The following is a 25,870-nucleotide window of genomic DNA, read 5'->3' as shown; positions in this document are numbered from 1 at the left end:
CCCCTGTATGCGCTCAGCCCCCACGGGCAAAGCGCTGCTCGGCTCCCAAACGGCGCACCATGCCGCGCACCACGGTCCCGGCATGCTGGGCTACCTGCGGAAAAAAGCTGCGGTAGTCCACTTTGGCGTCGTGGTCCGCCGTGTCGCTGATGGCGCGAATCACCACGAACGGCACCCCTGCCGAAGCGCATACCTGCGCCACCGCCGCGCCTTCCATCTCGGCGCAGTGGGCACCGTAGCCCTGCAAGCGGGCCGAGCCCTCGGGCGACGCAATGAACTGATCCCCGCTGGCCACCCGGCCTTCGTAGACCTGCACGGCGCTGACTGCTCCAGCCGCCGTCAGGGCCAGGTCGCGCAGATGTACGTCGGCGGCCCAGCTCGCAGGTTCTCCAGGGATGGTGCCGAGATCGTAGCCCAGCGGGGTCACGTCCACATCGTGCTGAATCAGGTCTGTGCTGACCACCAGATCGCCCACCTTCATGGCGGGATGTACCCCACCGGCCACACCCGTAAAGATGACGCTGCTCGCGCCCTGCAGCAGCAGCACGGTGGCCGTCTTGGCCGCATTCACCTTGCCGATGCCGCCCTGGGTGAGCAAGACCGGCACCCCTTCCAGCAGGCCCCGGTACAGGGTCACGCCCAGCAGCGTCTCCTCGGTGCGTTCTTCCAACAGGTCCCGCAGCAGTCCGATCTCCTCGTCCATTGCGCCAATAATCGCTATCATGCGCCCCAGTGTACCTGCCACTTATGATGAGGTATGGCAACATCTCCCGTGCATGCTCCTGCGCCGCACCGCTTCGATGACCTGACCGCAGAAGCCGTCCGTCACCCGGTCAGTCTGAAGTGGAACACCTACCCTGCCGGAGCGCTGGCCCTGTGGATTGCCGACATGGACCTGCCCATCTCCGAGGAGCTGCGCTGCGCCCTGACCGAGCGGCTCGGTGTGCCGCTGGGCTACAGCGACGTGACCAGCGCCGCCGTGCCGCTCAAAGCCTTGCTGATTCGCCGCCTGCAAGAGCAGGGCGTCCCGGACCTGACCGGCGACCATATCCGCCTGATGCCTGCGGTGGTGCCGGGCCTGTACGCCTCGGTAGCGGCCTTTACGGCACCCGGTGAAAGCGTGGTCGCCCTCACACCCACCTATCCGCCGTTCCATATGGCGGTTCAGACGCAGGGCCGAGTCTGGCGCAGTGCTCCTCTACGCGACGATGGGCAGAGCTGGCAAATTGACTGGGACGCCCTGGAAGCCGCCATCACGCCAGACACCCGGCTGCTGCTGCTGTGCCATCCCCACAATCCCAGCGGGCGGGTCTGGACCCCACAGGAGCTGACCCGTCTGGCCGAGGTGGCCGAGCGCCATGACCTGACCGTGTGCTCGGACGAGCTGCACGCCGACCTGCGCTATCCCGGCGCACCGGCCTTTCAGTCCTTCGCTTCGCTGCCCGCTGCCGCTGAGCGCACTGTGGTGCTCACCGGCCCTGGCAAGAGCTACAACATCGCCGGTATCGGCTGTGGGGCCATGATCAGCCGCAATCCGCAGCTGTTGGCGCGGGTTCAGGACACCGTCGGCGGCCTGCTGGGACAGCCTCACCCTTTCAACGTGAGTGCCTGGGAACTGGCGCTGACCCACGCGCAGCCCTGGCTGGATGAGGTGCTGGACTACCTGGACGGCAACCGCCAGCTGATCCGTGAGTGGGCGGACGGCGAACCGTTGGTGCGTTGCCATACGCCCGAAGCCACCTATCTGGCCTGGCTGGACCTGCGGGCCCATCCAGAAGCGCAGCGGATGCAGCAGTATCTGGTGCAACAAGGCGTGGCCCTGAACGACGGCACCACCTTCACTGCGCCGCAGGAGGCCGGACAGTATCAGGGCTTTGTGCGGCTGAACTTCGCCACCTCGCGTCCGGTACTGCGTGAGGCGTTGGAGCGAATCAGCCGAGCCCTGGCGCAGCCGAGCACCTGAAGTCACAACCTCCAGGCGGGGCAGGCACGCCTAGCAGCCTGAGCCAGATGCTGTCAGCAGGGAATCAGGGGAAGCAGGTACAATACCCAGCGAACGGCGCAGAGGCGTGTGGAATAGCAGCTTATCCCCGCCCCGCGCACGCCCCCCACCACCATGTTCAGAGTTCTGCTTTTTCTGCTGGCCGCCCTGGCCCTCAGCCTACCAGCCACTGCGGTTAGCCAGGCTGAGATTCCCCCGCTTCCTTCTGACCCGCGCCCAGCTACGCCTGCACGCACCACACACGGGGCGAATACCTGGCACGGCAGCCTGTTTCAGCGTGGCCGCGAGGTGGCGGTGGGCCTGAATCTGCGCGGCAACAGCGCCGAACTCTGGTTGCCTGACCAGGGGATTCGCGGCGTGACGGTGCCGGTGACTGGCAATCCGTCCAGCACGCTGACGGTGCAGCTGAAGCACTGGCCAGGACAGCCGCAGCTCCAGCTGACCCGCAGCGGACAGGGCCAGACGGCTGTGCTGCGGGGCACCTTCCGGCAGGGCGCCTTCAGCTCGCCGCTGACGCTGTGGCCAGGCAATGTCAGCCTGCCCCCTCGCCCACAGGAACCGCGCACTCCTTTGCCGTACCGCACGCAAGACGTGACTGTATGGGGCGCTGACGCTGTCGCCCTGCGCGGCACCCTGACGCTCCCGCCGGGGCCAGGGCCTTTTCCCGCAGCCCTACTGGTCAGCGGCAGTGGACCGCAGGACCGCGACTCTACCCTGCATGGACACCGGCCCTTCCTGGTGCTCGCCGACCAGCTGACCCGTCAGGGCTTGGCTGTGTTGCGGCTGGATGACCGGGGCACCGGCGCTTCCGATGGCGACCTGTACAGCGTTCACTACCGCGACTTGGCCAGCGACGTGCAGGCGGCCGTCACCTTTCTACGGGGGCACGGTTCGGTCCGGCAAGAAGCAGTGGGCCTAATCGGCCACTCGGAAGGGGGCTCGCTGGCCGCCCTGGGCGCTCAGGGGCTGCGGCCTGTTCCAGCTTTCTTGGTGCTGCTGGGCAGTCCCGCCGTGCCGGGCCGCGAGTTGCTGGACTTGCAACTGCGCGCCCAATTGCAGGCGCAGGGACTGGGGGCCAGCGAAACCGAAGCCCGCGCCGCCCTGCAAGCTCAGTCCCTGCAGAACCACCGCGTCAGCCCTGGTCAGGGCCCACTCTCCAGCAGCGAAATCGAACAGGCCTGGCTACACTCACGGGCCTTTGTCCACTCGCCTTACTTGCAGGACTTTCTGGCCTACGACCCGCGTCCAGCCCTCCGCAGCAGCCAGGTGCCCACGCTGGCCCTGTTCGGCTCGCGTGATTTGCAGGTGCCCCCCGCTGCTGGCGCACAGCCCATGCGCGAGCTGCTGCGCGGCCCCGGCAGCGAGGTCCACGAGCTGAGCGGACTCAATCACCTGCTGCAACCGGCCCGCACCGGTCTGCCGCAGGAGTACGCCAGCATTCCCACCACCTTGGACCCCGCCGCCCTGGACCTGACCCTGCGCTGGGTCAAAGCCACGCTGGCACAGTAAAAGAAGTGAAGGCGCTCCCGCAGAGCACCATTTGCTTTACGACACGGCTGGGTGGCGCGTCACCGGGGGAATGAAGCCCAGAAATGGACGGATAGGGGCAGATTTGGGCCAGCTGGGTGGGGCATCCGGGCCTTTTTGGGTCAGATTGGGGGGAGTCTGGTGGGAAATGGTGGTAATCCAGGGAAATGGATTGCTACACTGTCGGCAGCTTGGGCGCTGGCCCAATCCGGCGGAGGAGAGACGCGGATGCCGTATGGCGAATACCCCTACAATCTTGATGACAAAGGCCGGCTGGTCATGCCACCGCCTTTCCGCGAGTTTGTGGAGGACGGCCTGATCCTGACACGCGGCATGGAAGGCTGCCTGTATGTCTTTCCGCTGGCCGGCTGGCGGCGGGTGGAAGAACAGCTTGAAGGGCTTCCTCTGACCGACGCCGGGTCACGGGCGTTCGTGCGGTTCTTCTACTCAGGAGCGGCCAAGACCCGGCTGGACGGGCAATCGCGCATCAGTGTGCCGCTTACGCTGCGCCAATTTGCCGCGCTCGACAGTCAGGCGGTGGTGGTCGGCGCCCCAGGCCGACTGGAACTCTGGAACCCTGAGCGCTGGAACGCCGCAATTGCCCAGACCTTCAGTGACGCCGCTCCCCCCACCGCCCTCCTCCAAACATTGACCGTCTGACTTTCGCCCCTTTTTCCCCACCGGATGACCATATGACCCAGGATGCCACCGCCACCACTCCAACCCTCAGCCACCTGCCCGTCTTGCCGCAGGAGGTGGTGGACGCCCTTGCTCCTGCGCCGGGGCGCGTTATTGTGGACGGAACACTGGGCGGCGCTGGGCACACCCGAATGCTGCTGGCACGCGGGGCTACCGTGATCGGCATAGACCAAGACCCCTACGCCCTGGAGCGGGTCGGGGCGGAAGGGCTGCCGGGCCTGAGCACCGTGCACGGCAACTTCCGGGATATGCAAGCACTCCTGGCCGGCATTGGCGTGACGCAGGTGGACGGCATCCTGCTGGACATCGGTGTCAGTTCGTTTCAGCTTGATGATGCAGAGCGGGGATTTTCGTACCACAGCGAAGCGGCGCTCGACATGCGCATGAGCCAGAGTGGCCCGAGTGCTGCCGACCTGGTTAATGACCTGGAAGAAGCCGAGCTGGCCGCCCTGATCTACGAATACGGCGAAGAAAAGCACTCGCGGCGGCTGGCCCGCGCCATCGTGGCCGCCCGGCAGGAAGCGCCGATTGAGACGACCACTGCGCTGGCCGACATCATCAAGCGGGCGTATCCCGGCTTTGCCAAGGGCATTCACCCGGCGCGGCGGACCTTTCAGGCCCTGCGCATTGCCGTGAATGATGAACTGGGCGCGCTCCGTGAAGGCTTGCAGGCCGCCGAAGCCCTGCTCGCTCCCGGCGGACGGCTGGGCGTGATTTCGTTTCACTCGCTCGAAGACCGGATCGTCAAGCGCTTTTTGCTGGGCAGTCGGAGGCTGACTCCGCTGACCAAACGGCCTATCGTCGCCAGCGAAGCGGAGCAGGCCAGCAATCCCCGTTCACGCAGTGCCAAACTGCGGGTCGCGGAAGTGGTAGCTGCCCCTGCGGAGGTGAACGCATGACCGCCCTCCCCGGAAAACAGCAGACCCAAGTGGCTGAGGAGGGCCGTATGCCTGCGCCCATACCGGCCCAACAGATTTCAGCGTCAGACGCTTTGCCCCAGCGGTCCGCTGCCCGGTCACGCTGGACCGACGAAGTGCTGTGGCGGCGCTGGGCCCTGCGGCTGCTGGCGGTCTGGGCGCTGCTCAGTCTGGCGCTGGTGGGCTTACGGATCATGACGGCTTCCATTCGCCCCGAACTGCGTGAGGCTCAGATTGCTCAAGAAGCACTCGTCAAGGAGCGGGACACACTCTCGCTGGAGGTGCAGAGCCTCGGCAACGCCAGCCGCATCACCGCCTGGGCGGAGGAGCAGGGCATGCTGCGCTTTGCCGATTCGCTCAAGCGCACGGCCAAGCTGAGCGGCGTGGAGGCTCCCAAGCCGGTCACGCCCACCGAGCAGCCGCTGAAGCTGGGCTGGCAGTGGGGTGCTGCCCGCACGCAGGATTCTGGCACTCAGAACTCTGGCACTCAGGATTCTGGTACTCAAAATCAGAACTCTGGCAAACAGCAGGGCACCCCATGAAGGCCCACGCGAACACTCAGCCGCAAGCAGCGCTACAGGAGCAGGGAGGCACAGCATGGAAGTAAAAATCAGAAGGCGCGCCCGCCTGCTCCAAACCATCGCGGCAGTGATTTTTCTGGGCCTGGCCTGGGGGTACGCGCAGCTCGAATGGTCGGCACCCACCAGCCTTTCGCGCTCGGTGGTGCAGGCACGCGGGGCCGTCCTGGCTGCCGACGGCACTGTCCTGGCCCGTTCGGTGGACGGCAAGCGAATCTACCCCCAGGGCCCACTGGCCGGTCAGGTCGTGGGCATGATGGGCACCGAAGAAGGTCTGGAAGGCATTGAGCACGCCTACAACCCGCAGCTGGAAAGCGGGCAGGACATCACCCTGACGCTCAATCCGCGCATCCAGGCCCAGGCCGAAGCGGCGCTGGCACGGCGCATTCCCAAGTCGGAGGGCGACTCAGGCTCGGTGATCGTGCTGGAAACCCGCACCGGGCGCATTCTGGCCGCCGCCAGCTACCCGCCCTTTGACCCCAACAACTGGCGTGATTACCAGCCCAGCGACTGGCTCAACCGCCCGCTGATGGACGTGTACGAGCCGGGCTCGCCCATCAAGGGTCTGACGGTGGCAGCAGCGCTAAACGAAGGCACCATCACCCCCAGCACGGTCTTTGATACGCCCATGCGGCGCTACGTGGGTGAGCGCTCATCGGGCAGCACCATCGGCGACTCGGTGCCCCACGAGCCCAAGTTGACCACCACTGGCGTGCTGCGCTACTCCAGCAACGTGGGCATTTCGCACATTGTGGAGACGCTGCCAGGCACCAAGCTGCGCGACTACCTGCTGGCTTATGGGTACGGCAAAAAGGTGGACCTGGGGCCCATTCCCACCCAGACCGGCATCCTCCAGCCCGAGGGCAAGTGGGATCACCTGGTCGAAACCACCAGCGGCTTCGGCCAGGGCATGAGCGGCACCACCTTGCAGCTGGCCGCCGCCTACAACGTGCTGGCCAACGACGGTCTGTACATCCCTCCCAAACTGGTTGAAGGCAGCGCAGGTGGCGAGCGGCGCGAAGTGCTGGGCAATCCGCAGGCCCGGCAAATCAAGCCGATGCTCCAAACGGCGCTCGAAGGTATCCGCCACGCAGCAGGCATCAACGGCTACTCCTGCGCGGGCAAAACCGGCACCGCCCAGATGGTCGGGGACGACGGACGCTATATGAAGGGCCAGTACAACTCCACCTACGCTGGATTTTGCCAGACGGCGGACCCGCGGATCACCATTGCGGTGATGGTTCACGGGGCCAAAGAAGACTCCGGCACCTTCCAGGGATCACAGCTGGCCGCGCCCATCTTTCAGGAGCTGTCCGCAGGCATCATCTCCATGTGGGGCCTTCCTCCTGAAGAACTGCCCGGCGGCTACTCGGTGGGCAACCCGGTCACCGTGCAGCAGGCCCAGGAGGCCGCAGACGCCAGCGCCGAGAATGCCGAGGCCAGCAGTGCGCAAGTGGACAGCTCATCAGACAGCTCCCAGGCAGCTTCACAAGCGCCAGCCGTGGATGAGCAGCCCAACAGCGAGGCTCCTGCTCCTGCCCAGGAGTAGCCGCCCAGCGGCGTGATGCCGTACACTGGGCGGGTGACCCGCTCTGCTCTAGACCCCAGGGGACCCCGCGACTAGCGCCGCTACGCCGCCGGGTCCCGCTTGTGTTATTGCAGGCGGGGCTTTTCTTTGATCCCCACTTTTTCCCAGGAGACTTCCATGACCAAACCAGAGATTCAAGAACCCCGTTCGGAGCGCTACAACCCCCACGCCATCGAGCAAAAATGGCAAGACGCCTGGCAGGCGAGCGGCCTGTATACCTTTGACCCCCAGGCGGCGGGCGAAAAGCACTACGCCCTGACCATGTTTCCCTATCCGAGCGGCAACCTGCACATCGGGCACTGGTACGCCAACGTGGCCCCCGACGCGCACGCCCGCTGGATGCGGATGCGCGGGCACAACGTGCTGTTCCCGATGGGCTTTGATTCGTTTGGACTGCCCGCCGAGAACGCGGCCATCAAGCGCGGCGTGAATCCACGTAGCTGGACCTACGACAACATTGCCCACATGAAAGGCCAGTTCGGGCGGATGGGCACCATGATTGACTGGACCCGGTCCTTTGCCACATCTGACCCGGAGTACTACCGCTGGAACCAGTGGTTCTTCACGCAGTTCTTCAAGCGCGGCCTGGCCTACAAAAAAGGCGGCCTGGTGAACTGGTGCCCCAAGGACCAGACGGTGCTGGCCAACGAGCAGGTGGTAGGCGGAGCCTGTGAGCGCTGCGGCACGCCGGTAGAGCGGCGCAACCTCAGCCAGTGGTATCTGAAAATCACCGACTACGCCGAGCGCTTGCTGGACTTCAGCGAAACCGACATGCCCGAGCGCGTGCAGTTGATGCAGACGAACTGGATCGGCAAATCGGTGGGCGCAGAAGTGACCTTTGACACCCCCGCTGGTCCCGAGACCGTGTTCACCACCCGGCCCGACACCTTGATGGGAGCCACCTTCATGGTGTTGGCCCCCGAGCACGCCAAGGTCAAGGAGCTGACTACTGCCGAGCAGCGCGGCGCAGTAGAAGCCTACGTGGCCGCCGCTGGCCGCAAGACCGACGTGGAGCGCCAGCAAGAAGGCGAAAAGACGGGCGTGTTCACCGGCTCCTACGCCACCCATCCGGTCACGGGCGAGCCGCTCCCCATCTGGGTGGCCGACTACGTGCTGGTCACTTACGGCACCGGCTCCATCATGGCCGTGCCCGCACACGATGAGCGCGATTTCGCCTTTGCCAAGAAGTTCGAGTTGCCCATCCGTGAAGTGATCCGCGCCGAGGGGGCAGAGCCGCTGGACGTGACCGGCGACGAGCCCTACACCGGCGAAGGCGTGATCGTGAACTCCGGCGAGTTTGACGGGCTGCCCGGCGGCAAGGCCAGCATTGCCGAGGTGATTGGGCGCTTGGAGGGGCGCGGGATCGCCAGGGCCAAGACCACCTACCGCCTGCGCGACTGGCTGGTGGGCCGCCAGCGCTACTGGGGCACGCCGATTCCCATCATTCACTGTGAGAAGTGCGGCCCGCAGCCAGTGCCTGAGAGCGACTTGCCCGTGCGCCTGCCCGACGATGTGGAATTCACGCCCACCGGCCAAAGCCCGCTGAAGCTGGACCGTGAATGGGTGCAGACCACCTGCCCTGAGTGTGGCGGCCCTGCCGAGCGCGACACCGACACGATGGACACCTTTGTGGACAGCAGCTGGTATATGTACCGCTACCTGTCGCCGCACTATGACGGCGGCCCTTTTGACCCTGCCCAGAAGGGCCTGATGCCGGTGGACCTGTATACCGGTGGTATCGAGCACGCCATTTTGCACCTGCTGTACTCGCGCTTCTGGACCAAAGTGATGCAGGATATGGGCTTGGTGGACCATGACGAGCCGTTCCGCCGGGTCCGCAACCAGGGCATGGTGCTGGGCGAAGACGGCGAGAAAATGTCCAAGTCTCGCGGCAACGTGGTGGACCCCGACGACCTGGTGGCCGAATACGGTGCCGATACGGTCCGGACCTACCTGATGTTCATTGCACCGTGGGAGCTGGGCGGCCCCTGGGACACCCAGGGCATCAACGGCCCGGCCAAATGGCTTGGCCGCGTGTGGACGCTGTTCTTTGGCGGACAGCCCGAAGGCCCCCGCGAAACCGTGACCGAGGCTGACCTGCGCTTTGCGGTGCACTCCACCCTGAAAAAAGTAGACGGCGACTTTGAGCGCATGAGCTTCAATACCATCGTGGCCGCGCTGATGGAGCTGACCAACGTGCTCGTTAAGGCGGGCCGCAGCGACCTGTACGGCACTTCTGCCTGGGACGAGGCCCTGAACATCTTCAATCTGATGCTGGCTCCCGCTGTACCGCACATCGCTGAAGAAATCTGGACCGGGCGCGGCGGTGCAGGCAGTGTCCATACGCAGCCCTGGCCGCAGGTAGACGAGGCGGCAGCGGTGCGGGACACCGTGACCATCGGCGTGCAGGTCACCGGCAAAATGCGTGGCCAGATTGAGATCAGCAAAGCTGCCAGCCAGGAAGACGCCCTGGCCGCCGCCGAAGCCAATCCCGAAATCGCCAAGCACCTGGAAGGCAAGGAGCGCGTCAAGGTGATCTACGTACCGGGGCGGATTCTGAATATTGTGGTGAAGGGGTAACACAGTAAGGGTCCCATTTTCCAACAGCTAACCCCAAAACCCCCACCCGCCCAGGCCAAAGCCGGAGCAAGTGGGGGCAATTTATTTCTTGGGCGGCAACGCAAAAACACTTCCCGTCAGCTCCACTGGCAACCGTTCCAACACCATGTGACCGTTGCCCTGTCAAACGCACAGCACTTCATCGTAGTGCCAGCCGGGTGAACCTAGTAGTTTGTGCCACTTCGTCCCACCCTGTTTCCACATCCAAACAGTGACTATTCCTCCGGAAAGCCCAGCAACGCCACCGCCCCTGGCAGCACTTCCACCCGCAGCCACACCTGCTCGCCTTTCAGGTCGCCGTCCACATGCAGCTGCACGGGCTGCTCCCAGTGCAGCTCGGCCACCTGCCCAGCGGCGTAGCGCACGGCGGGATGCCCAACATGCTTTCCAATTCGGACCTGGGCAATCAGAGGAGGTACCTGGCGGCGGCTCACGTCTCCAGCCACCACCACATTCAGGCGGCCATCGGTCAGCTTGGCGTCCGGGTTGAACTGAAAGCCGCCACCCAGCGAGCGGGCATTCAGCACCGAGCAGAGCATGGCAGGGCCGCCGTACAGCTCGGCACCGTCCAGCAAAACGCGGCAGGGCTGTGGCTGCATGGCCCGCAAGGTAGCGAGCGCTGCCCAGAGATAACGCGCTGGCCCCTGCGTCCAGGCCGGAGCCAGCGGCAGGTTGGCGGTCAGCTGCGCATCAAAGCCCATGCCCACGCCGTTGAGTGAATAGGCCTGACCTCCGGGCTGTGGCCCACCGCCGTAACTGACCCGCAGCGCATCCACCGGGCGGGCAGGAGCGTCCAGACCCGCCAACGCCTCGCGGAATTGCCCAGCCCGCAGCCCAAGGGTAGACGCAAAGTCGTTGCCGGTCCCAAACGGCAGCACCAGCAAAGGCCGCTGCTGCTCAATAACTGCGGGCAGCACCGAGGCCACCGTGCCGTCGCCGCCCACCGTCGCCACAGCCCAGCCGGGCGGCAAAGCGGAGACAGCCGCCAGTGCCTGTGCCGGAGAAGCGCTGTCAATCAGGCGGTAAGAGACGCCCCAGGCATGCAGCTCACCGCGCAGCCGGGGCCATTCACGGGCCGCCCTCCCCCCGCCTGCGGTCCGGTTAAGCACCACCGCCAGCGGGACAGCCACTACAGACTCCAGTCGGCTGGGCGCTCAGCCAGCCCAAAGTGCCAGGCCACCGCCTGCGCGATGCGGCCAGCGGCCTGTCCGTCGCCGTATGGGTTCACGGCCTGGCGCATGGCCTCCAGCGCGGGTCCACCACCCAGCAGTTCGCGGCCCAGCGCAAGGATACGGGCCGGGTCGGTTCCAGCCAGCCGCAGCACGCCGGCCTCCAGGCCCTCAGGGCGCTCGGTCACGTCGCGCAGCACGGCCACCGGCACGCCCAGCGCCGCGCCTTCTTCCTGTAGCCCCCCGGAATCGGTCAGCAGCAGGTCACTGGCCGCCATCAGGGGGGCCATCTCGGCATAGTCCAGCGGCGCAGTCAGGATGAAATTGGGCCGCCCTTCCAGCACTGGGCGCACCGCCTCTTGCACTGCCGGATTCAGATGCACCGGGTAGATGAAGGTATGCCCCGGAAATTCACCGGCCAGGGTTGCCAGTGCCCCGGCCATCTCGCGCATCTGCGGCAGGTTCTCGCGGCGGTGCATGGTCACGGTCACCAGCCGCTGCCCAGCGGAGCGCAGGGCCTGCCACTCGGGGCGCAGCGGCAGGCGGCCCGCCACCTCGCGCACGGCGTCCACCGCCGTCTGCCCGGTCACAAAAATGCCGCCGGGCGACTTGCCTTCACGCAGCAAATTGGCGCGGCTGGCTGCCGTCGGAGCAAAGTCAAGCGCGGCCAGCACGCCGGTCAGGCGGCGGTTGGCTTCTTCGGGAAAAGGCGCGCTCAGGTCGCCCGAGCGCAGGCCCGCTTCCACATGGCCCACCGGAATCCCCTCATAGAACGCACTCAGCGCCACGCAGAAACTGGTGGACGTGTCTCCATGAACGAGCACCATATCGGCTCCCAATTCACGCAACTTTTCACCGGCCTGCGGCACGATGCGCCCAGTCAGCCCGGCCAGGGTCTGGCGGTCCGTCATCACTTCGAGGTCCAAGTCGGCCCGCAGCCCAAAGACCTCCATAGCACTGTCCAGCATTTCACGCTGCTGTCCCGTCGACAGAATCAGTGCTTCAAGGTCGCCGCGCTCACGCAGAGCACGGTACACCGGGGCCATTTTGGTGGCTTCAGGGCGAGTGCCGAAGGCCAGGACAATTCTAGGTTTCATGCTTCCTCCTGTGATGCCTGCTCAGCAGCGCGGCCCAGTTCACGCCGGTGGGCCAGCACGCGGGTGTAGGCCACGGCCACCAGCAGCCCGGCCACCCCCAAGCCAGTGACCACGATAGGCACGGCGTCCACGCCCTGCGCCGCCATCCCCAGCAGGCCAAAGCCCAGCGACAGTGCCCAGAGGGTCAGCGCCGTCTTGCGGGCACTGGCAGTGCGGGCCAGCACGCGGTGGTGAATGTGGGTCTTGTCGGGGTGCGCCAGCGGATTGCGGATGCCACGGGCCAGGCGGCCCACGACCACTTGGGTGGTGTCCACAATCGGCAGCGCCAGCACCAGCAGCGGCAGCAGCACACTGGCCGACGCGGTGGCCTTGACCGTACCCAGCAAGCTGACCGCCGCCAGCGTAAAGCCCAGCAGCGTACTGCCTGCGTCCCCCATGATGATGTGACTGGGGTTGAAGTTGTGACGCAAGTAGCCCAGCGTAGACCCCGCCAGGCCCGCCAGCAGAATCACGGCAGCGGCCCGGTCAGGGAACTGCGCCGCCGTGACCAACAGCACCATGCTGGCGACAAAAGCCACCCCACCGACCACGCCGTCTACGCCGTCGAGCAGGTTGACTGCGTTGGTCAGGCCCACCACCCACAGCCAGGTGACCAGCGCACTCAGCGGACCGTTCAGGCTTTCCGGCACCACGCTCAGAAAAGGAATGGCGTTGAAATCAATCATCAGGCCGTTCACCATCAGCAGGGCAGCGGCCAGCGTCTGTACCAGCAAGCGCACCAGCGGCGAGAGGCCGAACTGATCGTCAATAAAGCCCACCAGCACCAACCACGACCCACCCAGCAAGATGGCCAGCACCTGAATATTGACATCCTGAATGATGATGGGGCGCATGGCCCAGGCCACCACCAAACTGACCACGAAGCCTGCAAAAATCGCCAGCCCCCCGGCGTTGGGCAGGGGCCGGACATTCAGTCGCCGCTCGTTGGGCTGGTCCGCCCAGCCTTTTTCCAGGGCGAACTTGAGCAGGCGCGGAATAAACATCCAAGTAAAGGCCAACGCCGTGAAAAACGTCAAAAGCACACTGAGAAAGCCGCGCCCAAACGGTTCGGCGATTCCCAGATCAGCGGCCAGGCCCTGCAACGTGTCTATCATTCGCTTCCTTACTTGGTCCCGTAAATCCTGTCGCCCGCATCCCCCAGGCCAGGCACGATGTAGCCGTGGTCATTGAGTCGCTCGTCCACAGCGGCGGTCACAACTTCTACGTCAGGGTGGGCCCGCTCAATCACAGCGACGCCTTCGGGGGCCGCCAGGATACACATCAGGGTGATGCGCTCAGCGCCCATCTCCTTCAACTTGTCAATCGCGGCCACCGCGCTGCCGCCCGTCGCCAGCATCGGGTCCGTCAAGAAGACCCGGCGGCTGCCGATATCCTCAGGCAGCTTGGAATAGTAGGCCACCGGCTGCAACGTTTCGGGGTCGCGGTACATGCCGATATGCCCCACTTTGGCTGCCGGAATCAGGTCGGTGATGGCTTCTGTCATCACGAGGCCAGCCCGCAAAATAGCCACCAGCGCCAGCTTTTTGCCGCTGAGCATGGGGAATTCGCCGCTCTGCACAGGCGTGGAGAACTGGACCGGCACAGTTTCCAGGTCGCGCATGGCTTCGTAGGCCAGCAGCAGGCTGAGTTCGCCAGCCAGCTCACGGAATTCCTTGACTCCGGTGCGCTCGTCACGCATCAGAGAAAGTTTGTGCTTGATCAGGGGGTGCTCTACGACAGTCAGCATTTGGCCTCTACCATAGCGCCCCCGGCTGGACATGCGCCGCGCCGCCGGGGCCCCGCTGCCGCCAGCGCCCCGACGCACCGCAGGGAGCGGGCGCATAGAGGCCGCCTTGAGCACCGTTCGCTGCTGTGGGTTTTGGAAGACCAAATGGCGCGGTCAGGGGCAAATTCCCTAAAGTGTGTCTGAAAACTCTTCACGTCACTATTTTGGCCACGCTCTGTTCCGTCCTGTGGGGTCTGCTCTACCCGCTACGTTCAGGGAGAAGATGGACCGCCTGTAGGCGGCTGCTTAGTAGGTGCCGCCTGCCCGCTCCTCGGTGAGATCAATTTTGCCGGTAAAGTTGTTGTACTCCACCTTCAGCCGGTAAAACCCGGGAGGGCCGCCCGCCATCAGGTTGATGGCCCAGGGCTGGCCGGGCACACAGCTGGCACTCTGCTGCACCGTGCCGTCTGCGCCCAGCATGTAAAAGTTGGCGCTGCCCTTGGTGGCCACGCAGGTCCCCGACACCCCAACCCGGTTGCCCTGCTCAGTGGTGCGGAAGGTGTAAATACCTTCTTTTTTGGCGGCGTACATCTGGGTGGGCATCATCGTGACGGCCCCCAGCCGCAGCCCCACCGTGAAATAAAGTCCTCCGACAATCAGTGCGAACAGTGCGAGCAGAACCTGCATGCTGCCCAGCATACGGGAACAGCTGTCACACTTTTACCTCAAAGCACGGAAATTAGCCCCGCGGAACAGCTTGCCAAAACAGCATGCCGAGCAGCAGTGCAGTCAGCAGCAGAGCGGGAAGTTGCCGCCGCTCGCCAAACTGCACGGCCCGCCACACCTGAAGCGCCAGCCGCAGCCCCAGCAGGGCAGCCACAGCGCCCAGTGGCGGCATGGGTCCACCCAGCAGAGGCGACAGCAGGCTCAGCCCTGCCGCCAGCAACAACACAAAACTCAGTTGCCACAGCAGGTCAGGAGCGGGAGGCGGCGGTTCACTCTGCGCCATGCCTTCGTCCTATTCGCCTTGCCCACCGCTGGGTTCCAGCACCAGCGCACTCAGCGGCGGCAGGTTCAGCGAGAGCCGCGCAGGCTGACCAAGCAGCGGTTCTTCCCAGGCGCGGGGGTCACCCACCTCATGGCTCCAGCCCCCGAAGCGGCCTTCATCAGTGTTCAGGACATAGCGGTATTCCCCTGCCTGCGGCACCGGCACATGGTAGTCCCTGCGGTACACCGGGGTCATGTTGAGAATCACGACACTGGACCGGCCAGTGGTTTCGTCCAGGCGGCGGTACACGTACACGCTGTTTTCGGCGTCGTCACCGCTCAGCCACTGTTGCCCGGCGGGCTGGGTGTCAGACGCGTACCAATCGGGGCGCTCGGTATACAGGCGGTTCAGCTCGCGCACCAGCTCGGCCACGCCCGCATGGTCCGGCCAGACCGCCTTGTCCCAGGGCAATGCCACGTCATGGTTCCATTCCTGTGAGTGGGCAAACTCCTGGCCCATAAACAGCAGTTTCTTGCCGGGCGTGGACCACATGTAGGCATAAAACGCCCGCAGACCTGCCCGCTGCTGCTCCCAGTCGCCGGGGGCCTTGAGCACCAGCGGCTTCTTGCCATGAACCACCTCATCGTGGCTGATGGCAAGGACAAAGTGCTCGGTGCTGCGGTACACGTTAAAAAAGGTAATTTTGTGGTGGTCGTAGCGGCGGTATAGGGGGTCTTGCTCCAAGTAAGCCAGAGAATCGTTCATCCAGCCCATCGCCCATTTGTAGTCAAAGCCCAGGCCCTGCGGCGTGGGGTGGGTGACGCCCGGAAATGCCGTACTTTCCTCGGCCACCATCATGCAGCCGGGGGCCATGTGGTGCACCACTTCATTCAGCCGCCGCAGAAAAGCGATGGCTTCGAGGTTCTCGCGCCCCCCGTGAATATTGGGAATCCACTCGGTGCGCGAGAAATCCAGGTACAGCATGGAGGCCACTGCGTCCACCCGCAGGCCGTCAATGTGAAAGTCTTGCAGCCACTTCAGCGCCGAACCGACCAGGAACATCACCACTTCGTTGCGGCCATAGTCGAAGATGTGGGTGTTCCAGTCATAGTGAAAGCCCTTGCGCGGGTCGGCGTACTCGTACAGCGGGGCGCCGTCGTAGTGCGCCAGGGCGTGATCGTCGGTGGGGAAATGGCCCGGTACCCAGTCCAGAATCACCCCGATGCCGCGCCTGTGCAGGTAATCCACCAGATACTTGAAGTCCTCCGGTGTGCCCTGACGCGCTGCCGGAGCATAGTAGCCAGTCACCTGATAGCCCCACGACCCGTAAAAGGGATGCGCCATCGCGCCCATCAGCTCCACATGGGTAAAGCCCATGTCCTGTACGTAATCGGCCAGCTGATGCGCCAGCTCGCGGTAGCCCAGCGGCTGGCCCTGGTCACCGTAGCGCCACGAGCCCACATGCACTTCGTAGATGCTGACTGGCCCATCCTGGCGGGCGCTGCGGCGCGCCATCCACTCGGCGTCCTGCCACTGATAGTCGTCTGTCCAGATGACGCTGGCTGTGGCGGGCGGGGCCTCAAAGGCGCGGGCGTAGGGGTCAATCCGGTCCACCGTGCGGCCATCGGCTCCCTGAATGCGGAACTTGTACAGCTGCCCGGCCTGCGCCCCCGGCACGAAAGTGCCCCAGTAGCCGTAATCCAGCCGCTCTAGGGAATGATCTTCCTGCCAGCCGTTGAAGTCGCCCACCACGTGGATACCCTGGGCCTGCGGGGCCCACACCGCAAAGCGCACACCCGGCACCCCTCCCTGAATCACCGGATGGGCCCCCAACAAGTGGTCAGGCCGGACCAGGTCAGCGCTGGCCAGCTTGTGCAGAAAGTCTTGTTCCAGCGGCAGCGGAAAGGCAGAAGCTTGGCTTGACATACCGGCCAGTCTAAACGAGCGAGTCTAGGCCCGGCCTCCGCTGGGCTGCCCTAACGCCGACCACCGACCAGCCAGCCTTCTTCCGGTACCCCAGCGCGGGCATTCAGCGCACGCGCCATGATAAACAGCAGGTCAGACAGGCGGTTGAGGTAAATCTGCACAGCAGAGTTGTACTCCTCCTCCGCACCCAGGCGAATCACTTCACGCTCAGCGCGGCGGGCCACGGCTCGGGCGACCTGCAAATGCGCGGCAGCCAGGGTCCCACCCGGATGCACAAAGCCCGTAAAGGGCGGTGCCTCCACCTGATAGCGGTCAATCATCGCTTCCAACGTCGCCGCGTCCTCAGCATCTATCCGCACCAGCTTGGCCTGATAGCGGCTGTCCGCGCGGGTCGCCAGGTCCGCGCCCAGGTCAAACAGCGCATTTTGCAGATACTCCAAATCACGGTCCAGGTCATCACGGGCCGAAGCCTCCCCATGCAGCGCCGCACGCACCACACCCAGCACGCTGTTCAGCTCATCCACCGTGCCGTAGGCCTCTACGCGGGGGTGCGCTTTGCTGACCCGGTCCGTGCCATAGAGCCCGGTTTCGCCCTTGTCGCCGGTCTTGGTATACAGTTTCATCTTGCTTCTCACCATAGGTCAGGCGCAGCACGCCCCTCCACGCAGATGAGGATTTTCACAGGGTGCAGTGCTCAGCACATCCTCCTGCGTTAGCTTGCCGTATGCCCATACTGTCCCTGCCGCCCGCCACCTGGAGCCTGGACCATCTTGTCTTCGCCGCCCGCGACCTGGGCAGCGCTCAGGCCTGGCTAGAAGCGAGGCTAGGCGTCCCGATGGAGCCGGGGGGCCAGCATCCCCGCTTCGGCACCCACAACCGGCTACTGGGCCTAGACCTGCCCGGCTCAGGCCGCTGCTACCTGGAAGTCATCGCCATAGATCCGGCGGCACCGGCACCGACTGGCCCCCGCTGGTTTGAACTGGACATGCCCGCCATGCAGGCGCGGCTGGCTGAGCGTCCCCGGTTGATTCACTGGGTGGCTGCGGTTCCCACACTGAGCGGCCATCCCCTGGCCCTCCCCCTGGAACGCGGCCATGCTCGCTGGCAGCTGACCGTGCCGGCAGACGGTTCGCTCCCAGGCGGCGGCGTAGAGCCCAGCCTGATTGCGTGGGAGACTCTCTCGCCTGCGGGCACCTTGCCACTCAGCGGCGTCACACTGCAGACGCTAGACCTGCTAGGGCCACAGCCAGAACGCCTGCGGCACTGGACCGGCAACAATCAGGGTGCAGACATCCGGGCAGGCTGGGCCCAGCAGCCGCAGCTGCGGGCCACCTTCGCCACGCCGGGCGGCCAGGTCACGCTGGACTGACCACGCCTGCTCAAGCCAGCGAACGCGGAGGCCGGGGCCGGTGGAGCATCGCCGCCGCCACCAAACCGCCGATAAAGCCAAAGAGGTGGCCCTCAAAGGAAATGCGCGGGTCGGTGGGCAGCACACCCCACAAGATGCCCCCATACAGCACCGCCGCAATGACTGCCACCCCGATGGCCGCCGGGGTACGCTCCCACCAACCCACTCCCAGCAGATAAGCGAAATACCCGAAAATCAGAATGCTGGCCCCCAGGTGGACGCTCCCGCCACGGGCCAGCAGCCAGATCAGCCCCCCACCCACCAGCGTAATGATGAAGGTGGCCGCCAGAAACCTTTGCACCGAGCGCACCGCCGACATAAACGCCAGGGTCGCCAGCGGGACAGTATTGGCGATCAGGTGCCCCCAGCCGCCGTGCAGGAACGGAGCCGTGAAGATGTGCCACCAGCTACCCGAGTCACGCGGCCAGATGCCCAGATTGTCCAGCCGCAGCCCGGGCAGCAGCTGATCTATGAATTCCTGAATCCAAATCAGCCCGATCAGCAGGGCCGTGACCAACGCCGCCGACACCGTCTGGGGCCGCTTGACAGGCGAAGAAGGCGGAGCGGGACGGGGCCGGACAGGAGAGCGGGTCATCTCCCCAGTGTAGGGAGGCTGCCGGGCGGCGTTCTGAACCGGGCCTTTAGCCAGGGTTCCGGGGCACGGACTGGCTCAAGTAGAAGATTGGGACTCCTTTCCTTGCCGCTCAGCCCGGCCATGTGGTCTGCTGGGGCAGGATTCTACACGCAGGACTCCTGCACTCGGCTGCTTGTTCGGCATCGTCCACGCTTCACGCAACGCTTTAACCCGGTAGTGCCATCCTGCATCCACTGCGCCTGAGCCTCCTTGGGCGCTTCCTACAGGTCTTTAGGCCGCACTTTCTCTAGATACATGGCCCTCTGGCTACATTGCTCCCTGGCTCAATTGTTCTTTGGCTACATTGGAATTTCTCTATGACCTATACCTCTGCTTCTTCTCCCGCTGACCGCCTGACCCCGCTGCTGGGCTGGGCCACGGCCCTCAGCCTGTTGGTGACCCTCTATCTGGGCCTGGGGGCCCCGCCCGATCAGAATCAGGGTGTGCTGGTCCGCCTGCTGTTCGTGCATGTGCCGGCGGCCTGGCTCAGCTACCTGGCCTATTTCGGCACCGGGCTGTTCGGGCTGCTGTATCTGCTCAAGCGCAACCTGCGGTACGACCGGCTGGCGCTGGCTTCGGCCGAGCTGGGTGTGCTGTTTACCGTTTCTACCCTGGTGGGCGGCATGCTGTGGGCCAAGCCGACTTGGGGCACCTACTGGGTGTGGGACGCCCGGCTGACCACCACTGCGCTGAGCCTGGTCATTTACGGCGGCTACCTGCTGATTCGCAGCCTGATTGACGAACGTGACCGCCGCGCCCGCGTGGCCGCCGTGATCGGGCTGATGGGCACCCTCTACGTGCCGGTCAACTATATGGCGGTGGAGTGGTGGCGCGGTGTACACCAGACGCAGACCCTCAAGCTGCTGGGCAGCCCCGATTTTGCCGCCTCGCCCATCTATGGCTGGATTCTGCTGGCAGGCGTGGTGACGTTTACGCTGATGTACCTGTACCTGCTGCGCGTGCGCGCCAAGATTGCCGCTCTGGCAGACGCCCGCGAAGAAGATGAACTGATGGCCGAGCTCCCCGCCCAAGCCACGCACGATCTGGAGGTGGCCCGTGGATCATCCTGAATATGTCACCTATGTGGTGATTGTCTACGCCGTGACTTTTGGTTTGCTGGCGGCCTATCTGCTGTGGCTGTGGCAACGGTTGAGAGCCGAGCGACAGTGGGCCCGTGAGCGCGAGCAGCGTGCCCAGGCCCACCTGACCGCGTCTGAACGGAGGCAAGCCCCATGACCGACCCCCTCAACTCCCCTGCTCCACTGCCGCGTGCCCGCCGCCGCCGCCGTAACCCTCTGCCGTCCATTCTGGGAGGAGGAGCCCTGCTGACCCTGGCTGGGGTGCTGGCTTTTGGGTCACTGGGCCAGAGCCTGGAATACTTCAAGACGCCCAGCGAGTATCAGCAGGCCGAAGCCCAACTGCAAGGCCGACTGCTGCGCCTGGGCGGTCTGGTACAAAACGCCAAGTACGACCCCCAGACCCTGAACCTGAGCTTTGATCTGACCGACGGCAGCGTGACCTATCCCGTCCAGTACACCGGGGCCGTGAGCGACATGTTCAAAGAAGGCCAGGGGGTCATCGTACGTGGCCGCTTTGACAAAGAGGCGGGAAATGGCACTATCTTTCAGGCCACCGAGCTTATCGTCAAGCACTCCGAGGAGTACAAGGTTCCCGAAACCCAGGCCGATATTGACCAGCTCAAGGTGCTGCTGGAATCGGGTGAGAGCAGCACGGGCGGCAGCGAGGGAGCCGGTCAGTAGTGGACCTGCTGAGCTGGTACGCCCTGAGCTTTTCCCAGAGTCCGCTGGCGCTGCTGGGGCAACTGAGCCTCTTGCTGGCGCTGCTGTTCGGCATCGGCGGGCTGTGGCAGGCCGTGGTGGGTGGCCGGACTGGCGACCCCCGCGCGGCCCAGAGCGCTTCGCGGGCCACGGTGGCGGTGTTTGGCTTCGTGACCGTCAGTATCGGGGCGCTGCTGGCCGCCATGATCGGCAGCGATTTCAGCGTGCGCTATGTGGCCGAGCACTCCATGAGCACCAGTCCGCTGTGGATTCGGATTACCGGGCTGTGGGGAGCGCTGGAAGGCTCCATCATGCTGTGGCTGTGGCTGCTGGCGCTGTACGCGGTCATCCTGACCCGCACCGCCCGGCGCGACGCCCTGCGGCCCTGGGTGCTGGGCACCATGCTGTTCAACCTGCTGTTTTTCCTGGGCGTATGCAGCACCATTGCCAGTCCTTTTACCCCGCTGGCGACCATCCCTGCCGAGGGCGCTGGCCCCAACCCTGCCCTCCAAAACCACTGGATGATGGCGGTCCACCCGGTCTTGCTGTATCTGGGCTTTGTGGGATTGGCGGTGCCGTTTGCCTACGCCGTAGCGGCGCTGATCACCGGGCGGCTGTCGGAGCACTGGGTCAGCACCGTGCGCCGCTGGACGCTGGTGGCCTGGGGCTTCCTGACCCTGGGCATCGTCTCGGGCGGCTGGTGGAGTTACGAAACCCTGGGCTGGGGCGGCTACTGGGCCTGGGACCCAGTCGAGAACGCTTCATTTATTCCCTGGCTACTGGCCACCGCTTTTCTGCACTCCATTCAGATTCAGGAGCGGCGCGGCCTGATGAAAGGCTGGAATGTCTGGCTGATTGTCCTGGCCTACGCCAGCACGGTCCTGGGCACCTTCCTAAACCGCTCAGGCATCGTACAGAGCGTCCACGCTTTTGCAGGCGGCCCGGTAGGCGGCGTGTTCTTCGGGTTCCTGGCCCTGCTGCTGCTGGGAGGCATTGCGCTGGCCGCCTGGCGCGCTCCCCGGCTGCGTGACCAGGGCGAACTCCCTGGCCTGGTCAGCCGCGAAGGAGCGTTCCTGGCGGGCAACTGGCTGTTTTTGGTGTTCGCCTTTATGGTGCTGCTCGGCACCCTCTTCCCTACCCTGATCGAAGCCACCCAGGGCCACCGCGATACCTCTGTAGGCGCGCCCTTTTACAACGCTTTCGCGGTGCCGCTCAGTCTGGGCCTGCTGCTTCTGATGGGGATTGGTCCCCTGCTTCCCTGGCGGCGGGCCGAGGGAGCGTCCTTTTGGCGGGCGCTGCGGCCACTGCTTATGGCCGGTGGCGTGGCCGCCCTGGTGGCCGCCGTGCTGGGCGTGCGCCACCCTGGTGTGCTGGCGACCACTGCGCTGGCCGCCTACAATCTGGTCGGCCTGGGCCTACTGACTGCCCGGCATCTCCACGAACGCCGCGCCGCTGGCCTGGGCGGAAGCCTCAGCGGGCTGATTCGCTCGCAGCCCCGGCGCTACGGAGCTTACATCGCCCACATCGGCCTGGTGATGGTGGCACTGGGCATCGTGTGCTCGACGGTATACCGCCAGGACGAGCAAACCACCCTGAATCTGAACCAGCCGCAGCAGCTGCTACACGAACAGCTGGAGCTGACCGGCACCCGCAGCGTCCAGCGTACGGATGGTCACTCGCTGATTGCCGATGTCCGCATTGACGGCGAACCGTTTGAGGCCCGGATGAACTTTTATCAGCAGGCAGGCAGCATGGCGTTTCCTGCGCCAGCGGTGCGCTACGGCTTTTTTGGTGACACCTACCTGGTCGTGACCGCTTTTGACGAGGGCGGGCAGTGGGCCAGCGTGCGCCTGGTCGAAAGCCCGCTGATCGCCTGGCTGTGGTGGGGCACCGCCGTGATGATGCTGGGCACCGGGATTTCGCTGCTCTCGCCGCGCCGTTCCCGGCTCGCCGATTCTCCGCGCACCACCCCCGCCGCACACCCAGCCCCTGCCACCGACTGACTTGACTCCCAGAAAGGACCCCCATGACCCAACCGACCTCTCCCCATTCCGCCCCCACGCAGCCCACGGCAGACACCGGCCCCACCTGGAAAAAGTGGCTGCCCCCCCTGCTGGCTTTCGGACTGGTAGCGGCGCTGGGCACCGCGCTGTTCTCCCCCACCCGCAACGAGACGGCTGGCGGTCCGCTGGTGGGCAAGCCTGCGCCCGACTTTCAGCTGACCAGTCTGGACGGTACCCCGGTCAGCCTGAGTGAGCTGAAAGGAAGGCCAGTGGTGCTGAATTTCTGGGCGTCGTGGTGTGGACCTTGCCGCGAGGAAGCGCCACTGTTCCGCGAACTGAGCGAGCAGCAGGGAGCGGACGGGTTGGCCGTGGTGGGCATCCTGTTCGAGGAAAAGAATGAGCAGAACGCCCGCGACTTTATCCGTGAGTACGCCCTGGCCTACCCCAACTTGCGCGACAACAATCTGAACACCGCCATCAACTACGGCGTAGGCGCGATCCCCGAAACTTTTTTTATTGACAAAGACGGCGTAATTCGCCACAAGGACAAAGGGGGCCTGGACCGCACGCGGCTCAACGTAGGCCTTCAAGCTATCGGCATGGAGCCGCTGTGACCCGTGTGCAGTCCGCCCTGCTGGTGGGCCTGCTGAGCCTAAGCACCCCAGCCTTTGCCTCTGCGCCCCTGGCACTTTCAGCGCAGCAACAGGCCCAGGCCGAGCGGCTGCAAGACACCCTACGCTGCCCCATCTGCACGGGTGAGTCCATCAATGAAAGCTCCAACGACATCAGCCGTGAAATGCGCGCCGAGGTCGAGCGGCTGGTGGCCCAGGGCCTGAGTGACCGCGAAATCTATGACCATTTTGCCGCCCGCTACGGGCAATTCGTGCTGCTGGACCCGCCCAAGCAGGGGGCCAACTTGGTGCTGTGGGCAGGTCCGCTCCTGGCGCTGGGTGCGGGGGCCTGGTGGCTAATACAGACGCTGGGCCGCCGACCTCAGGCTGTCCCAGCCACCGACTCCAAGCCAGCCGCCGATGCTGGGCGTAGGACTGAACCGGCGCAGGACCCCGACTTGCAGCCTTACCTCGAACAGGTACAGCGTGAGGCGCGGCGCACTCCCAGCCGTACCAAAGGCGGCCCGGCATGAGCCTGGGGCTGATGCTGCTGCTGGGGCTGATGCTGGCCGCCGCGCTGGCCCTGGTCTTGCTGCCCTATGCCCGCCCGGTCCTTGATCCGCCGGCTGAGCAGCGGGCCGCTCTAGAAGCGCAGCGTGACGACCTGTATACGCAGCTGCGCCAGATTCCCGACACCGATGCAGGTGACGTAGTCCGGCTGCCGCTAGAAGCGCGGGCCGCCCGCATCCTGCGCCAGCTGGATGAGCTTCCAGCGACTCCACCCCCACCTCAAGCGCAGGGCCGCTCAGCAGCTTTGGCCCGCGCGGGCTGGGGCGTAGCTCTGGCGCTGACCCTGGCTGGGGCGCTGACCTTATTCCCTGCCTGGCAAAAGCTAGGAATCGGCGCCGCCGAAGCCAGCCAGGTCACTGCCGCTCAGCAGCTCCCTGGCCTACGGTCCGCCGCCCAATCGGCCAAGAGTGCCGCCAGCTACAACGCCTGGGGTGACGCCGCCTTTCAGCAGGGCAGCTACGGTGAGGCGCTGCGGGCCTATACCGAGTCGCTCAAGCTAGACCCGCGTCAGCCGCAGCCCCTGCGCCGGCTAGGCACCCTGCTGCTCAACCGCGAAAGCATGGGTGGGCAGCCGCTGGGTGAGCAGGAAGCTGGGCAAGCGTTCGCCCTGATTCGGACCGCCGCCAGCCTGGCCCCTGACGAGCCCGAATCACAGCTTCTCCTGGGCTACGCCCTGGTCAAATTTGGCGAAGAAGAGCAGGCACTCGCCGCGCTGGAACGCTACCGCGAATTGGACCCCCAGGGCCGTGACGCGGACGAACTCATCAGCTCCATTCGCAGCGCCCAGAACTCGGCCAGCCCAGCACTTGAGGTCTATTCGGCCAGCTGCGCCAGCTGCCACGGCCCGGCGGGCAATGGGGGGCTAGGGCCTTCTCTGCGGGAATCCAACCTCACGCGGGACGCTGCCGCCCAAATCATTGTTCAGGGGAGAGCCAGCATGCCAGCGTTCCCCGACCTGAAAGACGCAGACCTGAATGCCCTCCTTGATCTATTACAAGAATGGCAACCTGGCAGCGCGGGGGCTTCTGCATCTGCAACAGCGCCATCCAGCGCGCCAAGCGACACAGGCAACAGCATGAACAATGAAAGCGCAGGCAGTCTTAGCGGCAACGGCCTCAATGTGACCGGCCAGAACGCAGGGGGGCAGAGCGCATCCGGCCAAGAGTCAGCCAGTCAAGCCTCGGCCAGCCAAAGCAGTGTCCAGGAACGGCCATGAGTAGACCAGACAGCTCTGCCCAGGATGACAAGGGCCTGCACAGCTCTACTCGGGGATACCGCCGTCTCAGTCGGCGTTCTCTGCTCAGTTATTGGTGGACCTTGCCGGTGGCGGGTACCCTCGGCACATTTGGCTGGCTGGGCCTGCGCGCCGGGCGTATCCTCACGCGCAAAGAAAAGCCGGGCGAACCTGCATTTATAGCGGGACCGGCACAGCAGGTGGCCCAGCTTAGTGCTTTGCCCACCGAGTGGGACAGCCTGGAGTTTAGTTATCAGGGCACGCCAGCTGTACTGCTGCGCTTGCCTCAGCCAGTGCCCGGCGGAATCACAGCTGGCGAGCAGCACTTCGCCGCTTTCTCGCGGCTTTGTACACACCAGGGCTGTCCCGTAGTGGTGGTCCGCGACCCAGAAGTGCTGGCCCTGGCCTACAACTACCGCGCCGCAGAAGCGCAGCATCCACAACTGGGCTGTCCTTGCCACTATTCCGTGTTTGACCCGCTCAAAGCTGGCGAGGCAGTCTTCGGACAGGCCACGTTGCCTTTGCCACGTATAGCCCTGGAAGTCCGGGGCAACCAGTTGTATGCCACTGGCAGCGAGTCCATCTGACAGCAGCTTCATGGCTTTCGGATCTGGCCCAGATAGGCGACTTTGGAACCTTTGAGTCTTTTTCGCTTGAAGCATCAACCCAGGGCGGGTCCCGGTTTTACTGCTCTACAAGGCACCTGCCGAACATATTAGGCAGACCAGGATTCGGCAGCCTGACTTCAATGTGACCC

26 protein-coding genes are annotated in these 25,870 nt (G+C 64.9%); 16 read left to right on the top strand and 10 right to left on the bottom strand.

Going from position 1 to position 25,870, the window contains the following annotated elements; genetic code table 11:
* Positions 1 to 13 precede the first annotated feature (13 nt).
* On the bottom strand, positions 14 to 724 hold the full coding sequence (locus IE158_RS03975; RefSeq protein ID WP_189642375.1) for a 5'-methylthioadenosine/adenosylhomocysteine nucleosidase: 711 nt from the start codon (positions 722 to 724) through the stop codon (positions 14 to 16).
* Positions 725 to 757: 33 nt separating this feature from the next.
* On the opposite strand from IE158_RS03975, the gene IE158_RS03970 reads away from it, so the two are divergent.
* From IE158_RS03970 to leuS, 7 genes are all read left to right on the top strand, one after another.
* Positions 758 to 1,963, top strand: coding sequence for a MalY/PatB family protein (locus tag IE158_RS03970; protein ID WP_189642374.1), 1,206 nt, complete (start codon positions 758 to 760; stop codon positions 1,961 to 1,963).
* 153 nt (positions 1,964 to 2,116) lie between these two features.
* Entirely contained in the window at positions 2,117 to 3,511 is a 1,395-nt protein-coding gene (locus tag IE158_RS03965; protein WP_189642373.1) for an alpha/beta hydrolase family protein, read from the top strand.
* Between the two features lie 246 nt (positions 3,512 to 3,757).
* Positions 3,758 to 4,189 (top strand): division/cell wall cluster transcriptional repressor MraZ, encoded by a 432-nt coding sequence (gene mraZ, locus IE158_RS03960; RefSeq protein ID WP_189642372.1) that lies wholly within the window; start codon positions 3,758 to 3,760, stop codon positions 4,187 to 4,189.
* Positions 4,190 to 4,221: 32 nt separating this feature from the next.
* Positions 4,222 to 5,127: a 16S rRNA (cytosine(1402)-N(4))-methyltransferase RsmH gene (gene rsmH, locus IE158_RS03955; protein WP_189642371.1), complete on the top strand. Its 906-nt coding sequence runs from the start codon at positions 4,222 to 4,224 to the stop codon at positions 5,125 to 5,127.
* Positions 5,124 to 5,687 (top strand): FtsB/FtsL family cell division protein, encoded by a 564-nt coding sequence (locus tag IE158_RS03950; RefSeq protein ID WP_189642370.1) that lies wholly within the window; start codon positions 5,124 to 5,126, stop codon positions 5,685 to 5,687. Before rsmH ends, IE158_RS03950 begins: the two co-directional genes overlap by 4 nt.
* A 55-nt stretch (positions 5,688 to 5,742) precedes the next feature.
* Positions 5,743 to 7,272, top strand: a complete 1,530-nt coding sequence (locus IE158_RS03945) for a peptidoglycan D,D-transpeptidase FtsI family protein (RefSeq protein ID WP_229838883.1) — start codon at positions 5,743 to 5,745, stop codon at positions 7,270 to 7,272.
* A gap of 156 nt (positions 7,273 to 7,428) precedes the next feature.
* Positions 7,429 to 9,891 carry a leucine--tRNA ligase gene (leuS, locus tag IE158_RS03940; protein WP_189642369.1) on the top strand — a complete coding sequence of 821 codons (2,463 nt, stop codon included), beginning with the start codon at positions 7,429 to 7,431 and terminating at the stop codon, positions 9,889 to 9,891.
* A 254-nt stretch (positions 9,892 to 10,145) separates the two neighbouring features.
* Here leuS and IE158_RS03935 read toward each other — a convergent pair whose 3' ends face one another.
* The 8 genes from IE158_RS03935 to IE158_RS03900 all read right to left on the bottom strand — a co-directional run bounded on the left by IE158_RS03935 (position 10,146) and on the right by IE158_RS03900 (position 17,498).
* Positions 10,146 to 11,060, bottom strand: coding sequence for a diacylglycerol/lipid kinase family protein (locus IE158_RS03935; protein WP_189642368.1), 915 nt, complete (start codon positions 11,058 to 11,060; stop codon positions 10,146 to 10,148).
* Positions 11,060 to 12,196: a non-hydrolyzing UDP-N-acetylglucosamine 2-epimerase gene (gene wecB / locus IE158_RS03930; protein ID WP_189642367.1), complete on the bottom strand. Its 1,137-nt coding sequence runs from the start codon at positions 12,194 to 12,196 to the stop codon at positions 11,060 to 11,062. The genes IE158_RS03935 and wecB overlap by 1 nt, the downstream gene beginning before the upstream one ends.
* Positions 12,193 to 13,350 carry an MraY family glycosyltransferase gene (locus tag IE158_RS03925; protein WP_373295823.1) on the bottom strand — a complete coding sequence of 386 codons (1,158 nt, stop codon included), beginning with the start codon at positions 13,348 to 13,350 and terminating at the stop codon, positions 12,193 to 12,195. The genes wecB and IE158_RS03925 overlap by 4 nt, the downstream gene beginning before the upstream one ends.
* Before the next feature lie 8 nt (positions 13,351 to 13,358).
* The gene (upp, locus tag IE158_RS03920) at positions 13,359 to 13,982 is read right to left on the bottom strand and encodes a uracil phosphoribosyltransferase (protein ID WP_189642366.1); all 624 of its coding nucleotides are present in this window, start codon (positions 13,980 to 13,982) and stop codon (positions 13,359 to 13,361) included.
* 285 nt (positions 13,983 to 14,267) lie between these two features.
* Positions 14,268 to 14,648 (bottom strand): hypothetical protein, encoded by a 381-nt coding sequence (locus tag IE158_RS03915; protein WP_189642365.1) that lies wholly within the window; start codon positions 14,646 to 14,648, stop codon positions 14,268 to 14,270.
* A 52-nt stretch (positions 14,649 to 14,700) separates the two neighbouring features.
* Positions 14,701 to 14,970: a hypothetical protein gene (locus IE158_RS03910; protein ID WP_189642364.1), complete on the bottom strand. Its 270-nt coding sequence runs from the start codon at positions 14,968 to 14,970 to the stop codon at positions 14,701 to 14,703.
* 9 nt (positions 14,971 to 14,979) lie between these two features.
* A complete protein-coding gene (gene glgB, locus IE158_RS03905) occupies positions 14,980 to 16,875 on the bottom strand; it encodes a 1,4-alpha-glucan branching protein GlgB (protein WP_189642363.1) in 1,896 nt (631 codons plus the stop codon).
* Positions 16,876 to 16,925: 50 nt separating this feature from the next.
* Positions 16,926 to 17,498, bottom strand: coding sequence for a cob(I)yrinic acid a,c-diamide adenosyltransferase (locus IE158_RS03900; RefSeq protein ID WP_189642362.1), 573 nt, complete (start codon positions 17,496 to 17,498; stop codon positions 16,926 to 16,928).
* 101 nt (positions 17,499 to 17,599) lie between these two features.
* Between IE158_RS03900 and IE158_RS03895 the strand changes: the two genes are divergently transcribed.
* Positions 17,600 to 18,244, top strand: a complete 645-nt coding sequence (locus IE158_RS03895) for a VOC family protein (protein ID WP_189642361.1) — start codon at positions 17,600 to 17,602, stop codon at positions 18,242 to 18,244.
* 10 nt (positions 18,245 to 18,254) lie between these two features.
* Here the strand turns inward: IE158_RS03895 and IE158_RS03890 are convergent, their stop codons facing one another.
* On the bottom strand, positions 18,255 to 18,878 hold the full coding sequence (locus IE158_RS03890; protein ID WP_189642360.1) for a rhomboid family intramembrane serine protease: 624 nt from the start codon (positions 18,876 to 18,878) through the stop codon (positions 18,255 to 18,257).
* A 326-nt stretch (positions 18,879 to 19,204) separates the two neighbouring features.
* On the opposite strand from IE158_RS03890, the gene ccsA reads away from it, so the two are divergent.
* Genes ccsA through IE158_RS03850 form a run of 8 tightly spaced genes read left to right on the top strand, consistent with a single transcriptional unit; the run spans position 19,205 to position 25,700 of the window.
* On the top strand, positions 19,205 to 19,987 hold the full coding sequence (ccsA, locus tag IE158_RS03885) for a cytochrome c biogenesis protein CcsA (RefSeq protein ID WP_268248059.1): 783 nt from the start codon (positions 19,205 to 19,207) through the stop codon (positions 19,985 to 19,987).
* Positions 19,974 to 20,153, top strand: a complete 180-nt coding sequence (locus IE158_RS03880; RefSeq protein ID WP_189642358.1) for a hypothetical protein — start codon at positions 19,974 to 19,976, stop codon at positions 20,151 to 20,153. Before ccsA ends, IE158_RS03880 begins: the two co-directional genes overlap by 14 nt.
* On the top strand, positions 20,150 to 20,677 hold the full coding sequence (gene ccmE / locus IE158_RS03875) for a cytochrome c maturation protein CcmE (protein ID WP_189642357.1): 528 nt from the start codon (positions 20,150 to 20,152) through the stop codon (positions 20,675 to 20,677). The genes IE158_RS03880 and ccmE overlap by 4 nt, the downstream gene beginning before the upstream one ends.
* Positions 20,677 to 22,698 carry a heme lyase CcmF/NrfE family subunit gene (locus IE158_RS03870; RefSeq protein WP_189642356.1) on the top strand — a complete coding sequence of 674 codons (2,022 nt, stop codon included), beginning with the start codon at positions 20,677 to 20,679 and terminating at the stop codon, positions 22,696 to 22,698. The genes ccmE and IE158_RS03870 overlap by 1 nt, the downstream gene beginning before the upstream one ends.
* A 23-nt stretch (positions 22,699 to 22,721) precedes the next feature.
* Complete coding sequence (locus tag IE158_RS03865) at positions 22,722 to 23,312, top strand: TlpA family protein disulfide reductase (RefSeq protein WP_189642355.1); 591 nt, start codon at positions 22,722 to 22,724, stop codon at positions 23,310 to 23,312.
* Positions 23,309 to 23,842 carry a cytochrome c-type biogenesis protein gene (locus tag IE158_RS03860; RefSeq protein ID WP_229838882.1) on the top strand — a complete coding sequence of 178 codons (534 nt, stop codon included), beginning with the start codon at positions 23,309 to 23,311 and terminating at the stop codon, positions 23,840 to 23,842. Before IE158_RS03865 ends, IE158_RS03860 begins: the two co-directional genes overlap by 4 nt.
* Positions 23,839 to 25,095, top strand: a complete 1,257-nt coding sequence (locus IE158_RS03855; protein WP_189642354.1) for a c-type cytochrome — start codon at positions 23,839 to 23,841, stop codon at positions 25,093 to 25,095. Before IE158_RS03860 ends, IE158_RS03855 begins: the two co-directional genes overlap by 4 nt.
* Positions 25,092 to 25,700: a Rieske 2Fe-2S domain-containing protein gene (locus IE158_RS03850; protein WP_189642353.1), complete on the top strand. Its 609-nt coding sequence runs from the start codon at positions 25,092 to 25,094 to the stop codon at positions 25,698 to 25,700. Before IE158_RS03855 ends, IE158_RS03850 begins: the two co-directional genes overlap by 4 nt.
* Positions 25,701 to 25,870 lie beyond the last annotated feature (170 nt).

The sequence above is a fragment of the Deinococcus piscis genome, assembly GCF_014653275.1.
Classification (GTDB): domain Bacteria; phylum Deinococcota; class Deinococci; order Deinococcales; family Deinococcaceae; genus Deinococcus; species Deinococcus piscis.
Note: the sequence above shows the minus strand (reverse complement) of the source record. Positions and strands in the feature narration are given on the sequence as shown.

Excerpts from the sequence above, each read along its gene's own strand:
- IE158_RS03975 (WP_189642375.1), bottom strand. The coding sequence starts at position 724 with ATGATAGCGATTATTGGCGCAATGGACGAGGAGATCGGACTGCTGCGG.
- IE158_RS03970 (WP_189642374.1), top strand. The coding sequence starts at position 758 with ATGGCAACATCTCCCGTGCATGCTCCTGCGCCGCACCGCTTCGATGAC.
- IE158_RS03965 (WP_189642373.1), top strand. The coding sequence starts at position 2,117 with ATGTTCAGAGTTCTGCTTTTTCTGCTGGCCGCCCTGGCCCTCAGCCTA.
- mraZ (WP_189642372.1), top strand. The coding sequence starts at position 3,758 with ATGCCGTATGGCGAATACCCCTACAATCTTGATGACAAAGGCCGGCTG.
- rsmH (WP_189642371.1), top strand. The coding sequence starts at position 4,222 with ATGACCCAGGATGCCACCGCCACCACTCCAACCCTCAGCCACCTGCCC.
- IE158_RS03950 (WP_189642370.1), top strand. The coding sequence starts at position 5,124 with ATGACCGCCCTCCCCGGAAAACAGCAGACCCAAGTGGCTGAGGAGGGC.
- IE158_RS03945 (WP_229838883.1), top strand. The coding sequence starts at position 5,743 with ATGGAAGTAAAAATCAGAAGGCGCGCCCGCCTGCTCCAAACCATCGCG.
- leuS (WP_189642369.1), top strand. The coding sequence starts at position 7,429 with ATGACCAAACCAGAGATTCAAGAACCCCGTTCGGAGCGCTACAACCCC.
- wecB (WP_189642367.1), bottom strand. The coding sequence starts at position 12,196 with ATGAAACCTAGAATTGTCCTGGCCTTCGGCACTCGCCCTGAAGCCACC.
- IE158_RS03925 (WP_373295823.1), bottom strand. The coding sequence starts at position 13,350 with ATGATAGACACGTTGCAGGGCCTGGCCGCTGATCTGGGAATCGCCGAA.
- upp (WP_189642366.1), bottom strand. The coding sequence starts at position 13,982 with ATGCTGACTGTCGTAGAGCACCCCCTGATCAAGCACAAACTTTCTCTG.
- IE158_RS03915 (WP_189642365.1), bottom strand. The coding sequence starts at position 14,648 with ATGCAGGTTCTGCTCGCACTGTTCGCACTGATTGTCGGAGGACTTTAT.
- IE158_RS03910 (WP_189642364.1), bottom strand. The coding sequence starts at position 14,970 with ATGGCGCAGAGTGAACCGCCGCCTCCCGCTCCTGACCTGCTGTGGCAA.
- glgB (WP_189642363.1), bottom strand. The coding sequence starts at position 16,875 with ATGTCAAGCCAAGCTTCTGCCTTTCCGCTGCCGCTGGAACAAGACTTT.
- IE158_RS03900 (WP_189642362.1), bottom strand. The coding sequence starts at position 17,498 with ATGAAACTGTATACCAAGACCGGCGACAAGGGCGAAACCGGGCTCTAT.
- IE158_RS03895 (WP_189642361.1), top strand. The coding sequence starts at position 17,600 with ATGCCCATACTGTCCCTGCCGCCCGCCACCTGGAGCCTGGACCATCTT.
- IE158_RS03890 (WP_189642360.1), bottom strand. The coding sequence starts at position 18,878 with ATGACCCGCTCTCCTGTCCGGCCCCGTCCCGCTCCGCCTTCTTCGCCT.
- ccmE (WP_189642357.1), top strand. The coding sequence starts at position 20,150 with ATGACCGACCCCCTCAACTCCCCTGCTCCACTGCCGCGTGCCCGCCGC.
- IE158_RS03865 (WP_189642355.1), top strand. The coding sequence starts at position 22,722 with ATGACCCAACCGACCTCTCCCCATTCCGCCCCCACGCAGCCCACGGCA.
- IE158_RS03855 (WP_189642354.1), top strand. The coding sequence starts at position 23,839 with ATGAGCCTGGGGCTGATGCTGCTGCTGGGGCTGATGCTGGCCGCCGCG.
- IE158_RS03850 (WP_189642353.1), top strand. The coding sequence starts at position 25,092 with ATGAGTAGACCAGACAGCTCTGCCCAGGATGACAAGGGCCTGCACAGC.